Origin of the sequence: Actinoplanes sp. TBRC 11911 (genome assembly GCF_012933445.1) — a bacterium.
Taxonomy (GTDB): domain Bacteria; phylum Actinomycetota; class Actinomycetes; order Mycobacteriales; family Micromonosporaceae; genus Actinoplanes.
The window spans coordinates 1-12,144 of record NZ_JABBNC010000041.1 but is presented as its reverse complement, the minus strand read 5'-3'; the positions used below and the strand labels follow the sequence as shown (position 1 = coordinate 12,144).

General features: G+C 68.5%; 11 protein-coding genes. 5 read left to right on the top strand and 6 right to left on the bottom strand.

Annotated elements, in window-relative coordinates; all coding sequences use genetic code 11:
- Positions 1–141: 141 nt before the first annotated feature.
- Positions 142–2,082, bottom strand: a complete 1,941-nt coding sequence (locus HH310_RS36985; protein ID WP_169180400.1) for a LamG-like jellyroll fold domain-containing protein — start codon at positions 2,080–2,082, stop codon at positions 142–144.
- 149 nt (positions 2,083–2,231) lie between these two features.
- On the opposite strand from HH310_RS36985, the gene HH310_RS36980 reads away from it, so the two are divergent.
- Together HH310_RS36980 and HH310_RS36975 are read left to right on the top strand one after the other, a co-directional pair.
- Positions 2,232–2,687 carry a helix-turn-helix transcriptional regulator gene (locus tag HH310_RS36980; protein ID WP_169180399.1) on the top strand — a complete coding sequence of 152 codons (456 nt, stop codon included), beginning with the start codon at positions 2,232–2,234 and terminating at the stop codon, positions 2,685–2,687.
- Positions 2,688–2,697: 10 nt separating this feature from the next.
- Positions 2,698–3,108 carry a VOC family protein gene (locus HH310_RS36975; protein ID WP_211193095.1) on the top strand — a complete coding sequence of 137 codons (411 nt, stop codon included), beginning with the start codon at positions 2,698–2,700 and terminating at the stop codon, positions 3,106–3,108.
- A gap of 10 nt (positions 3,109–3,118) precedes the next feature.
- On the opposite strand, the gene HH310_RS36970 is transcribed toward HH310_RS36975, so the two are convergent.
- Both HH310_RS36970 and HH310_RS36965 read right to left on the bottom strand, forming a co-directional pair.
- A complete protein-coding gene (locus tag HH310_RS36970) occupies positions 3,119–3,586 on the bottom strand; it encodes a YcxB family protein (RefSeq protein ID WP_169180397.1) in 468 nt (155 codons plus the stop codon).
- A gap of 55 nt (positions 3,587–3,641) precedes the next feature.
- Positions 3,642–4,502 (bottom strand): TIGR03620 family F420-dependent LLM class oxidoreductase, encoded by an 861-nt coding sequence (locus HH310_RS36965; protein WP_169180396.1) that lies wholly within the window; start codon positions 4,500–4,502, stop codon positions 3,642–3,644.
- Between the two features lie 49 nt (positions 4,503–4,551).
- Here HH310_RS36965 and HH310_RS36960 point away from each other — a divergent pair, with 49 nt between their 5' ends.
- The gene (locus HH310_RS36960) at positions 4,552–4,836 is read left to right on the top strand and encodes a YciI family protein (protein ID WP_169180395.1); all 285 of its coding nucleotides are present in this window, start codon (positions 4,552–4,554) and stop codon (positions 4,834–4,836) included.
- On the opposite strand, the gene HH310_RS36955 is transcribed toward HH310_RS36960, so the two are convergent.
- Positions 4,814–5,368, bottom strand: a complete 555-nt coding sequence (locus HH310_RS36955; protein ID WP_169180394.1) for a phosphoribosyltransferase — start codon at positions 5,366–5,368, stop codon at positions 4,814–4,816. The two genes, HH310_RS36960 and HH310_RS36955, sit on opposite strands and share 23 nt — an antisense overlap.
- A 101-nt stretch (positions 5,369–5,469) precedes the next feature.
- On the opposite strand from HH310_RS36955, the gene HH310_RS36950 reads away from it, so the two are divergent.
- Positions 5,470–6,597 (top strand): PP2C family protein-serine/threonine phosphatase, encoded by a 1,128-nt coding sequence (locus HH310_RS36950; protein WP_169180393.1) that lies wholly within the window; start codon positions 5,470–5,472, stop codon positions 6,595–6,597.
- On the opposite strand, the gene HH310_RS36945 is transcribed toward HH310_RS36950, so the two are convergent.
- Positions 6,594–6,746, bottom strand: coding sequence for a hypothetical protein (locus HH310_RS36945; protein WP_169180392.1), 153 nt, complete (start codon positions 6,744–6,746; stop codon positions 6,594–6,596). The genes HH310_RS36950 and HH310_RS36945 overlap by 4 nt on opposite strands.
- Positions 6,747–7,027: 281 nt before the next feature.
- Here HH310_RS36945 and HH310_RS36940 point away from each other — a divergent pair, with 281 nt between their 5' ends.
- Complete coding sequence (locus tag HH310_RS36940; RefSeq protein ID WP_169180391.1) at positions 7,028–8,872, top strand: acyl-CoA dehydrogenase; 1,845 nt, start codon at positions 7,028–7,030, stop codon at positions 8,870–8,872.
- Between the two features lie 121 nt (positions 8,873–8,993).
- Here HH310_RS36940 and HH310_RS36935 read toward each other — a convergent pair whose 3' ends face one another.
- Positions 8,994–11,672, bottom strand: coding sequence for a fibronectin type III domain-containing protein (locus tag HH310_RS36935; RefSeq protein ID WP_211193094.1), 2,679 nt, complete (start codon positions 11,670–11,672; stop codon positions 8,994–8,996).
- Positions 11,673–12,144 lie beyond the last annotated feature (472 nt).

Below are 12,144 nucleotides of genomic sequence, written 5' to 3'. Positions count from 1 at the left end.
CCGGGCACATGCACCGGTTCAGCCCTTAACGCGAAGACTAACGCGTTAACTGTCCGTCGTGAAGGCCTTCCGTGGCGTTTCTTGGTGGGTCTCCCGGGCCCGGCGGGTGGGCCGGGGCCAGGAGACGGAGGAAAGCCCTACCTACTTCTTGGTCATGAACTCGTCGATGGTCAGTGCCCGGTTCACGATCCGCACGTCGCCGACGTTGCCGTGGAAGACGACGTCGACGGTGCCCTTGTTGGTGTGCGCGCCGAACAGCCAGGGGCGGTTGAGCGACGTCACGCCGATCGACACCCGATTGGGGTTGTCCTGGACCAGGCTGCCCGCGACGTACAGCTTCGAGAACTGGCCGTCGTTGACCACCGCGATGTGGTGCCACTGCAGCTCGGGCAGGCCGTGGCTCCAGTTGGTCGTCGGGTAGGTGGTGTTGGTCGGGTAGTGGTTCCACTGAACTTCGCGGCCGTTGTTCGTGATGTTCAGCTGGGCCAGCGGCTCGTTCACGTTGGTGTTCTTCCCGGACTTGCCGGCCTCGCCCGCCGAGCCGCCGCGGCTGAGCATCGACGCGTTGCCGTTGTTGCCGGAGTTCCAGTCCGCCGGGATCATCACGAACGCTTCGATCGTGTACCCGGAGGTGAACGTCTCGGCGTTCAGCGGCGCGTTGTCCACGGTCGTCAGGTACGCGCCGTGCACCGGGTTCCGGCCGCCGGCGAACTTGAGGCTCGCGTGCCCGGGCTGGTCGGGGTGGTGGTCGGCGGACCAGGTCAGGGTGTCGGCGGCGGTGCCGGTCGGGACGACCACGGTCAGGTCGTTGCCCTTGCCGGACTGGTCGCGGACCTTCTGGCCCGCGGTGAGCGAGGTGCCGTCCGCGCCCAGGCCGTCGAAGCGCCAGTACGCCAGCGTGCCCTTGACGAGCTCCTTGCTGGCCGGCCGGGCAGGCCGGACCGCCGGCGGGATGAAGCTGGCGAACCGCTGCTCGAAGTCGATCGGCATCGAGAAGACGTCGGTCGGGAAGCTGACCCGCGCGATCTGGTTGTCCAGCTCGTTGCGGTCCTCCGGGGCCTTCGACTCGACCCACGGGTTGACCGTCTCGACGTCGATCGTGTTGCGGGCCAGGTCGAAGTGGTACAGCCGCATCATCGCGCCGCCGCCGTAGTAGCGGTTCTGGTAGTTCGCGATGTGCGAGTAGACGTCGTTGCCCTTGGCGTTCTGGCGAGTCGTACGCCCGGTCGGCCAGAAGTGGCCGTTGACGGTCAGGAAGATCTGGTCATTGTCGTTGATCAGCTTGTCCCAGACCGTGTTGCCGTACGCCGAGAACGCCGCGTTGTCGTCCGGGTCGCCGTACTTGTACGGGAAGACCTCGTCACCGTACGTCGGGCCGACGAGCTCGTGGGTGGTGACGATGACCGGCCACTTCGGATGCGCCTTGATCATGTCGTTGGCCCAGGCGAAGCCCGCGTCGGTGGTCCGCCAGTCGAGGGCGAGCACCATCCACGTCTTCCCGGCGGCCTGGAACTTGTGCGCGGTGTTGTAGCCCGACGGGTCCGAGGCCACAAACGACGCGTTGCCCTTGAACCGCTGCGGGCCCATGGTCTGCAGGTACGCCGAGTCACCGCGGCTGTCGTCGCCGGTGACGTCGTGGTTCCCGGCCAGCACGCTGTACGCCACGCCGTGGTTGTCCAGCACCTTGAACGCCTTGCCGACCGCCTTGAACGATGTCGGGTCGGCGTCCTGCGTCATGTCGCCGAGGTGGGCCATGAACACGACGTTGTTGTTCTGGTCCGAGCTGGCGTTGATGAGGTAGCGCAGGGACGCCTCCAGCGGCGCCGCGTCCACGCTGTCCTGGCTGCCCCAGAACTGGTACTGCGTGTCCGGCATGATCGCCAGGGTGAACTGCTGGGAGTCCGGATCGGGGCTCCACGTTCCGGTCTTGGCGTCGGCCGCGGCGAACGCGGGAGTGCCGAGCGCGGACGCGCCGACCGTGCCGAGGGCGGCCGCCGCGCCGCCGGCCAGGGCCGCGTTACGCAGGAAACCACGCCGAGTCTGCTGTGACGGAGAGTTACCGTCACCGGGGGTGTTGGACATTACGGTCCCTTCCCGGATCGATTGTCGAAACCGAAGAGACGCTCTCAGTGCAGTTCATATGCACGGTTACGAACGAATACTGAACGGTTGACCGGGAAAGAAAGCAAAAACGCGGAGGGTAATCAAACGGCATCGAAAGTGAAGGCGAGATGGCCTACGCTGGAGCGGTGGAGGATGCGAGTGACGCGCGACTCAGGGAACTCAAGCTGCTGCGCCGCGTCCGCGACCGGATCGATCGCGACTATGCGCAGCCGCTCGACGTCGAGGCGCTCGCCCGCGGTGTGCATCTGTCCGCCGGGCATCTCAGCCGAGCGTTCCGCGCCGCGTACGGGGAATCGCCGTACAGCTACCTGATGACCCGGCGCATCGAGCGGGCCATGACCCTGCTGCGCCGCGGGGATCTCTCGGTCACCGACGTGTGCTTCGCGGTCGGGTGCTCGTCGCTCGGCACCTTCAGCACCCGGTTCTCCGAGCTGGTCGGCATGTCACCGAGCGCGTACCGCAAGGAGGCCCAGGACGACGCCAAGGGGCTGCCGGGGTGCGTGGTCAAGCAGGTCACCCGGCCGGTCCGGAATCGAGAAGCGCCCGCCGTCCGGCTCACCTAACGTGAGCTGCATGGATCTCATCATTCACACCACCTTCCTGCCGGCCGACGACCCGGACAGCTCCCTGGCCTTCTATCGCGACGCGCTCGACTTCGAGGTGCGCAACGACGTCGGCAAGGGCACCATGCGCTGGATCACGGTCGGGCCGAAGAGCCAGCCGCAGACCTCGATCGTGCTGTCCCCGCCGACGGCCGATCCGGGGCTGACCGACGACGAGCGGCGCACGATCGCCGAGATGATGGCCAAGGGCAGCTACGCGACGATCGTGCTCGCGGCCGCCGACGTGAACGCCGCGTTCGAGCAGGTGCAGGCGGCCGGCGCCGACGTGGTCCAGGAGCCGACCGACCAGCCGTGGGGCGTCCGCGACTGCGCCTTCCGCGATCCCGCCGGAAACATGGTGCGGATCAACCAGATTTCCTGAGTGGACGGGGTCAGAGAGCGCGGCGTACCGGTAACCCGGCGGTGGACGCCGCGCTCAGCACTTCCTCGACCTGCCAGGCGGTCAGGCCGGCGGTGGGCATCGGCAGAAATCTGCCGCCGCCCACCCCGAAGACCACCTGACCCGGCAGCTTGGTGACCCGGCTCAAGGTTTCCCAGGTGTACGCGTGGCGACTGTGCACAGTCGAGTGGGCCACCCCGGCGTCGGTGATCTCGTAGGTCGTCTCCGGCTCGGCCGACGAGGACCGCACCGCGAGACCGACCCAGAGCACCGGCAGCAGCAGCGCGACCACGATCCCGGCCAGCAGCAACGGGTAGTTCAGCGGATCGCCCAGCACCACCGACGCCCCGATCAGCGCCCAGCCGGCGATGCGGGCCGCCATCAGCTCGGCCCGCCGGCTGTCACGTGCGGCGGCGGCGATCAACTGGGCGTCCGGACGCGCGATGACCTGCAGCAACATTCCTGAAATGTACGATTTGCGCGGGTTGGCGCGGAATCGGCCGACCGGGCAGGTCTCAGAAGAGGATCGAGGCCAGCCGCCGCCACTCGTCGCGGGGCAACTGATCGGTCGGGTCCGCGGACAGCGCCTGGATCGCCACCTGATCGGCCCCGGCCGCGAGATGCGCGTCAATCCCGGCCCGCACCGCCTGGTCGTCGCCCCAGACCACGGCCGAGTCGACAAACCGGTCACTTCCGTCGCCGGTCAGGTCGGAATCCGACATTCCGTACTTTTTGAGGGCGTTGGTGTAGTTGGGCAGCGCCAGATAGCTCCGCAGCCGGCGGCGGGCGACCTCGCGCGCCTGGGCCGGGTCCGTACCCATGAAGACCTTCTGCTCGACGACCAGCAGACGGTCCGGCCCGAGTGCCGTGCGCGAGTCGGCGGTGTGCGCGGGCGGCATCAGATAGGGCAGCGCGCCCGCGGTGAGCTCGCGCGCCGCGTCCAGCGCCCGCGGGCCCAGCGCCGCGATCAGCCGTTCTTCCTGCGGCACCTCGTGCAGCTTGTCGCTGACGAAATCGCGCAGCCGGCTTAACGGACGCACGTACATCTGGCCGAGCGCCTCCGCGGCCGGCGCGTGCCCGGATCCCACCCCCAGGAAGAACCGGCCCGGGAAGTGCCGGCGGATCCGCATGTGGCTGGCCGCCAGCCGGGCGCCGTTGCTGCGCCAGATGTCGACGATGCTGGTCCCGACGGTCAGCCTCGAGGTGGCGGCGAGAACAGCCTCGGGCAGCTCCAGGTCGTCCGGCGGGCTGGACCCCAGCCAGATCGTGCCGTAGCCGAGAGACTCCAGCTCCTGCGCCGCCGCCGCGACCTCACCCGCGTTGGCGGGCCAGAGGCGGGCGGGCACCCAGATGCCGTAGCGTCCGATGTCGTTCATAAATGAATCGTACGATTGCGGACTACTCGCCGCCGTAGAGGAGCGCCACATGTACCTGATGATCTCCAAGTACGTGAAGTCGTTAGAAGAGGTCGACGGCGCGCGCGACGACCATTACGCCTTTCTGGACGGTCTCGAGGCACAGGGGCTGGTGCTGCTCGCCGGCCGGCAGGATCCCCCGGTCGGCGGGGTGGTCCTGATCGACGTGGACAGCGAGGCCCGGGCCCTGGAGATCTTCGCCGACGACCCGTACGTGACCGCCGGCGTCGCGGAATACCAGGCGGTCGGCTGGAACCCGCGTCGCGGCAGCCTCAAGGACCATCTGAAGGTGTGAGGTCATCGCCGTCGAGAAGGCCGCGAATGATCAGTTCGCGGCCCACCTCACCGGGGGTCTCGTCGACGATCACCGCGGTGCCCACGTAAGCCTCGCCGAACAGCCCGCGCAGCGCTCTGGCCTGCGCCCCGGTGGCCGCCCAGTCGTCCACCACGAGCACCCGGTCGTGGGGGGTCACGAGGCCTTGGCGTACACCCAGGAATTGTTTGTCACCGCGATGATCCTCGGGGACCTCGGCCCAGCTCATCGCCTCCGCGATCGGGCGCCGGGCACCCGCCCGGTACGCCTCCACGAAGCCCGCGCCCAGTGCCCGCGCGACCAGCGGCCCGACCAGGAAGCCGGTCACCTCGGGCGACACCACGACGGTCGGGCGGGCGGCGCGGAAGAGGTCGGCGAGGCCGTCCCCGAGTCCGGAAAGGATCAGCGGATCCCGCCACCAACCGGACCTGTTGCTCACCAGATATTCGCTGCCACCGCCCGGATCGGTCCACCGGAATCCCGCCCGAAGGCGGTCACGCAGATCGGCTGCCACTCCGACATCCTGTCATCGGCTTGTTGGCCGGGCGTGGCCACGTGGTCAGAACCTGCTCAGACTACGGGTCAAGTTGATGCCGCCGGAGCACTGGATCGGGCATGCTGTTCCGCGTAGCCATGCAAACTCTTCCGTCGGGCCGACGCCCGCTGAGCCCTGGATCCCGCGCCGGTCTCGGCGCGGCCCTCGTGCTGCTCGCGGTCGTGTCGGCGGTGGAGCTGGCGCAGGGCCCGAGCGCTGAATATGTGGGGGTCTTCACCGCGGTGCCGTTCCTGGCCGCGGTGTTCGCGTTCTGGCAGACGGTGATCGTGGCCGGGGTGCTCGCCACCGCGGTCGGCATGGTCTTCGTCGCCGCGGACGGCTCGCTCGGCATGTCCGGCCTGGTCAACATCGTCGGGATCCTGCTGGCTACCGGCATCGCGGCCACCGTCGCGACGATCCGGCAGCGTCAGGCCGACCGGATCGCCGAGCTGCAGCGGCTCGCGGCGGTGGCCCAGCAGGCGGTGCTGCGTCCGGTGGGGCCGCGGGTCGGGGCGCTCGCGGTGTCCGGGCGGTACATTTCCGCGACGGCGGCCGCGGACATCGGCGGGGATCTCTACGAGGCGCTGGACACCCCGTACGGCGTCCGCATCATCATCGGTGACGTGCGCGGCAAGGGGCTGGACGCGGTGCGCCTGGCCAGCATCGTGCTCGGGTCGTACCGCCACGTGGCGTACGAACGGGCTGATCTGCGGCAAATGGTCACCGACCTGGACCGCGCGGTCGCCCGCAGCGTCGGCGACGAGGATTTCGTGACCGCGGCCCTGGTCGAGGAGCGCGGCGGCACGCTCACCATCGTCAACTGTGGACATCCGGCCCCGCTGCTGCTGCGCCGTGGCAAGGTGATTCCGCTGGAACCGCCGGCGCCGGCACCGCCGCTGGGCTTCATGCCGGAGGTGAAGGCGCGCGTCGAGCGGCTCGAGCCCGGCGATCGGCTCCTGCTGTTCACCGATGGGCTGGGCGAGGCGCGCCGCGACGGCGAGTTCTTCCCGACCGCCGATCGGGCGTGGCGGCTGCTCGGGCACGGCACGGTCGGCGACGGGCTGGCGTCTCTGGAAACGGCGCTGGTCGACTGGGTGCACGGTCATCTCGAGGACGACATCGCGCTGGTCCTGCTGGAGTACACGGGACCGGGCGACGGCTCGACCGCGCCCATGCCCAGCTGGGAAGTCGGCGCGGCCGGCAGCTAGACCGCCGCTTCTTCCTCGGCGGGCGCCGGAGCGGGCGCCGGCGACACCGGTACCGGCGGCAGCTCGAGCCGGCGGTGGCGTCCGACGTAGTGACGCGGCTGATTCGCCTGGCGGGGCTCCGGAATGAGGTTCTTGATCGTCGCGAACATGGCGCGCCCCCTTTGGCGGCTTCATTGCTTGCTACTTATCGGGAGCAACGAGCCTTCTGACGCGCCGATACGTCCGCGACCTCATGGGAGCTCGCAAATAGCCGAACGGCCATCCTGCTGCCTACCTGATCGGCGGCGTTTGATGTGCCAACCGGCGGACCACTCCCGCAACTTGGTTGTTTGCGATCAAAATATTTCGAGGTTGTACCGCCCTACCGATGGGTAATACAGTGGGAGTTACTGACGAGTAACTCGCGTTGCCGGAGAGCGGGGCCAGCACCATGACTCACTACAAGAGCAACCTTCGGGACCTCCAGTTCAACCTGTTCGAGGTCTTCGGGGCTGATCAGGCGTTCGGCCAGGCGCCGTACGAGGACATCGATGCCGACACCGCACGCGACGTGCTCGCCGAGGTGAACCGCCTCGCGACCGAGGACCTCGCGGCGAGCTACGAGGAAGCCGACCGCAACCCGCCGGTGTTCGACCCGGCGACCTTCACCGCCCCGCTGCCGGGGGCGTTCAAGAAGTCCTACGAGCAGTGGATCAACGCCGAGTTCTGGCGTCTCGACCTGCCGCCCGAGCTGGGCGGCACGCTCGCCCCCCGAGCCCTCTGGTGGGCCCTCGCCGAGAACGTGCTCGGCGCCAACGCCCCGGTCTGGATGTATTCGTCCGGCCCGCTGTTCGCCAAGGTCATCCAGGAGGAGGGCACCGAGGAGCAGAAGCGCTGGGCCAAGCTCTTCGTCGACAAGGGCTGGGGTTCGACCATGGTCCTCACCGAGCCGGACGCCGGCTCGGACGTCGGCGCCGGCCGCACCCGGGCGATCGCGCAGCCGGACGGCTCGTGGCACCTGGAGGGCGTCAAGCGCTTCATCACCTCGGGTGAGCACGACCTGACCGACAACATCATCCACTACGTGCTGGCGCGGCCGGTCGGTGTGGAGGGTGCGGGCGGCCCGGGCACCAAGGGCCTATCACTCTTTATCGTGCCGAAGTACCACTTCGACCCGGAGTCCGGCGAGCTCGGCGACCGCAACGGCGTCTACGCCACCAACGTCGAGCACAAGATGGGCCTGAAGGTCTCGAACACGTGCGAGGTCACCTTCGGCGAGCACGGCACCCCCGCGACGGGCTGGCTGCTGGGCGAGGTTCACCAGGGCATCCGCCAGATGTTCATGATCATCGAGTCGGCCCGCATGATGGTCGGCACCAAGGCGATCGCGACGCTCTCGACCGGCTACCTGAACGCGCTGGACTACGCGAAGAACCGCGTCCAGGGCGCCGACCTCCTGCAGAACAGCGACAAGAACGCGCCCCGGGTCACGATCACCCATCACCCGGATGTCCGCCGCTCGCTGATGCTCCAGAAGGCGTACGCGGAAGGCCTGCGCGCCCTCGTGGCGTACACATCCACCTGGCAGGACAAGGTCGCGATGGCCCAGGCGGCCGGTGACGCCGACGCGGCCGCGGCCGCCAACCAGGTCAACGACCTGCTGCTTCCGCTGGTCAAGGGGGTCGGCTCGGAACGCGCGTACGAGATGCTCGGCCACGAGTCGCTGCAGACCTTCGGCGGCTCCGGCTTCCTCCAGGACTACCCGATCGAGCAGTACGTCCGAGACGCGAAGATTGACACCCTCTACGAGGGCACGACCGCGATCCAGGCCCTGGACCTCATCTTCCGCAAGATCGTGAAGAACCGTGGCCGCGCCCTCGGCGTGATCGCCGGCGAGATCCAGGCCTTCGCGGAGAGCGACGCCGGCAACGGCCAGCTCAAGGAGGAGCGCTTAGCGTTAGGCAAGGCGTTAGCCGAGTTACAGCAGATCCTGGGCACCATCATGACCTGGCTGACCGGCGACAACCGCGACCTCTACCGGATCGGCCTGACCTCGCGCCGCATCCTCCTCGCGGCCGGCGACGTCATCATCTCGTGGCTGCTGCTGCGCCAGGCCGAGGTCGCACTGCGCGCCCTGGGCACCGACGTCTCCGTCTCCGACAAGCACTTCTACGAGGGCAAGGTCGCGGCCGCGAAGTTCTTCGCCCGCGAGGTGCTGCCCCGGGTCGGCGCCGACCGCCGCATCATCGAGAACACCACGCTGGACATCATGGACATCCCCGAGGAAGCCTTCTAAAACCCCATGTCGTAGCGGGGTGGGTGGTGCGGTTCGCTGCTCCCGCCGAGGGCCGCGGCGGGCCGAGCAGGGCGCGGGGCGCCCAGAACGCTCGGCCCACCACGGCGACGTGCGTGAGTGGTTACGCCCCGTGTCCCCGCTTCGGGACGACCCGCAGCGTCGCCGAGGCGCTGTGGGTCGAGTAGCGCTTCCCGTCGATCACGTTGCGGTAGACGGCTCGGTATTGCGTGCCGTCCCCCTCCTGCGTGGCGGAAACCTTGAGGACGTTCCCGTCAGCGTGCCGGATCTCCACCCACTTGCCGTTGCGCTCCCGCTTCTCCCAGCTCACGCTCGGGGCGGGGAAGGCGTGCGCGGCGGCGTCGAAGGTCACGGTGTCCCCGGCGACGGCGATCTTCGAAACCGGCGAGGCGTCGATGGCCGGAGCCTGGTCGCGGCCGACGACGGTCACCTTGGTCGCGCTCGCCGTGGTTCCGCTTTTTGTGGTTCCGCTTTTTGTGGTCCCGCTCGCCTTGGTCCCGCCCGCCAGGTAGATCATGCCCCGCCGCGGGTCGACGCCCACGCCGGCGACCGGCTTACCCTTTTCCAGGCTCGTCACCTTGCCCCGGACCAGGTCGACGATGGACAGCCCGCCGGTGGTGTGCCCGACATAGGCGATACCGCTGTTCGTGTCCACGTCGAGGGCGCCGACGCCAGCGTCCAGTTTGTACTCGGCCAGCTCCTTCATGCCGTTCCGCGTCTCGTACAACCGCAGCCCGTTGCCGTATGCCACGTACAGGACGCCGGTGGCGTCGTCCAGCCGGATCGCGGACAGCCCGGCACCGATGTTCGCCTGACCGACGGGCTGGAAGTTCTCGTCTAGCCACACGACCTTGCCGTCCGCCGTGGCCAGGAAGACCTGCCCGGTGTACGCGTCGTACTGCGTCGAGACAACCGGCAGGCCGGTGGGGATCGGCGGGATGTACGGGTCGCCGAAGTGGCCCGGTGTGACGACGAACGACGCGATCCGGCCGTCCTGGTAAACGACCAGGACACCGTTGAAGGCCGCGTCATACGACAGGTCCTTGATCGGCGCGCCCGCCTCGAACGAGCCGGTGACCTTGCCGGTTGCCGGGTCGAGCGCCTCGACCCGGCCCTTGCCGGTGCCGGTTCCGTCGGCGAGATAGACGGCGCCCGTGGTCGGGTTCACGGTCGTCGGTCCCGGCTGCGCCACGGTCGGCCCACCGAGCGTTCCGGCGACGGAGTGACCGAGCCGCACTTCCGCCGGTTCCTGCGCGTCGACCTCGTCGGCCGTGCGCCGCGGGCTGACCTTGCCGGTGCTCTTCGGCGCCGGCACCGGCTTGCCGGCCTCGGTCACGTACTTCTCACCGTCGTCGTACTTGGTGATGGTGAAGGCGTCGAGCGTGCCGCCCACCGGGACGTCCGTCGTCGACTGGCCGTCCCACTTGCCCGCCACGACCGACTCGTAGTGGATCTGGTCCTTCGACACGGTGATGCCCTGGAAGGTCGACGTATGCGCGGCGCTGGTGACCTGGGTGGCACCGTTCTGCGTCCACGTGTTGTCGTCCGCCGGGGCCGGCTCGTAGTACTTGGGCCCGGACACCGCCACGGTGTAGACCGGTCCGGTCGTCACGCCAGGCTTGTTGGTCTTGTCGGCGTCCACGTAACCGCGGACGTAGTTGTGGTCGTGACCCATGAGGACCAGGTCGATGTCGTCCCGCTCGAAGACGGGCAGCCACGCCGCGCGCAGGTCGGCCTCGTCACGACCCTCGGCGGCCGAGAAGACCGGCTGGTGGAAGACGGCGACGGCCCACTTGTTCGGGTTGTTCCGGAGCGCCGCGTCGAGCCACTGGCGCTGCATGGTGAGCCATAGCTCGGTCGGGTTCGGGCACGCGACGTGGCACTCGGGTAGGTTGGCCGGGGTGAACAGCGGGATAGCTTCGGAGCGGCTCGCGTTCAGGGAGATGAAGCGTACGCCCTGGTAATCGGTGTAATAGGCGGTCTCGTCGAGGGCGATCTGCATCTGCGCCTCGTAGGCGGCCGTCTGCTTCTCGCCGTCGGTCATGCCCTTGGCCGCCTTGGTGGCGGCGACCGGCCCGTCGCCGGGGAACTCGAAGTTCGACTTCCACTGCTTCAGGAAGCTGTTGTCCTTGAACTCGTGGTTGCCGGGCGCGGCGATGACGTTGCGGGTCTGGCTGTAGCCGTTCATCGCGCCGAACCATTCGGTCCACTCGCTGTCGTCGCTGCCCACATCCACCAGGTCACCGGCGTTGACGGTGCCGACGGCGTCCGGGAATCGCTGGAACGCCTGCGTGACGACCGGGCTCCACTTCTCCGCGATGTCGTTCTGCGCGTCCCCGAAGTAGATGAACGAGAACGGGTCACCGGCCGCCCCCGCCGTGGTGAACGTGTACGTGCGGCTGGCCTCGGCGGCGTTACCCACGTAGTACTCGTACCGTGTGCCGGGCTTCAGCTCGTCGATGGTCGCCGAGTGCGTGCGGGTGGGAACGCCGGCGCTGACGAGTTCTTCGTTGAGCTTCGCGTTGACGACGCGCCAGCTCTTCGTGCCCGCCTTGCGGATGTGCACCTGCCCGCCGGTGACCTTCGACCCGGTACGCCAGGTGAAGGACTGCGCGGTGTCGGCATGCTTGGCCGGGGTGAGCACGATGTTCTCGGGCGTGGCGTCGGCCGGATCGCTTGCCGCGAAGGCCGTTCCCCCCGCGGATATTCCAACGGCGGCCACCGCTGCGGCGGCGACCATCGATCTCGTGAGCAGACGTGACGTCGTGCGGGCTTTCCCCACGTGACGGTCCTTTCGGGTTGTGCCAAATGACCGGGTCACGGCCATCGACCGACCCTCCGCCCCAGAGTTCGCCCCCCGAAAAATCCCCGCGAAACGCCAGAGAAACTCTTACGCCCCTCCTAGCCAGCTTTGATTAATCACTGCTAGACCTCTCCGGGGCCGGGGCCGGGGCCGGGGCCGGGGCCGGGGCCGGGGCCGAGGCCGAGGCCGAGGCCGAGGCCGGATCGGTCGTGGTTATTCCCGTGCCAGGCCGGGGGAGGAACCGAGGTGCTGGTCGAGCCCAGCGAGCCGCACCCCACGCCCACCGTCCGGCCCATCCGGGCGGCGCCGGCGGCGGGCAACCTGCGAGCGCTGGACGAGCCGACCGCACGTAGCGCGACGACCCTGCCCTGGCGCCATCCATCTGTCACTGCTCCCACATTGCGGTCGATCCTGGCCACATTCTGGACTTTCTCGCGACCTTGGATACTTA

What these genes read in the sequence shown, in the direction of transcription:
- HH310_RS36940 (WP_169180391.1), top strand. Translation starts at nt 7,028, where the DNA reads ATGACTCACTACAAGAGCAACCTTCGGGACCTCCAGTTCAACCTGTTC.
- HH310_RS36950 (WP_169180393.1), top strand. Translation starts at nt 5,470, where the DNA reads ATGCTGTTCCGCGTAGCCATGCAAACTCTTCCGTCGGGCCGACGCCCG.
- HH310_RS36985 (WP_169180400.1), bottom strand. Translation starts at nt 2,082, where the DNA reads ATGTCCAACACCCCCGGTGACGGTAACTCTCCGTCACAGCAGACTCGG.
- HH310_RS36960 (WP_169180395.1), top strand. Translation starts at nt 4,552, where the DNA reads ATGTACCTGATGATCTCCAAGTACGTGAAGTCGTTAGAAGAGGTCGAC.
- HH310_RS36980 (WP_169180399.1), top strand. Translation starts at nt 2,232, where the DNA reads ATGGCCTACGCTGGAGCGGTGGAGGATGCGAGTGACGCGCGACTCAGG.
- HH310_RS36965 (WP_169180396.1), bottom strand. Translation starts at nt 4,502, where the DNA reads ATGAACGACATCGGACGCTACGGCATCTGGGTGCCCGCCCGCCTCTGG.
- HH310_RS36970 (WP_169180397.1), bottom strand. Translation starts at nt 3,586, where the DNA reads ATGTTGCTGCAGGTCATCGCGCGTCCGGACGCCCAGTTGATCGCCGCC.
- HH310_RS36975 (WP_211193095.1), top strand. Translation starts at nt 2,698, where the DNA reads ATGGATCTCATCATTCACACCACCTTCCTGCCGGCCGACGACCCGGAC.
- HH310_RS36945 (WP_169180392.1), bottom strand. Translation starts at nt 6,746, where the DNA reads ATGTTCGCGACGATCAAGAACCTCATTCCGGAGCCCCGCCAGGCGAAT.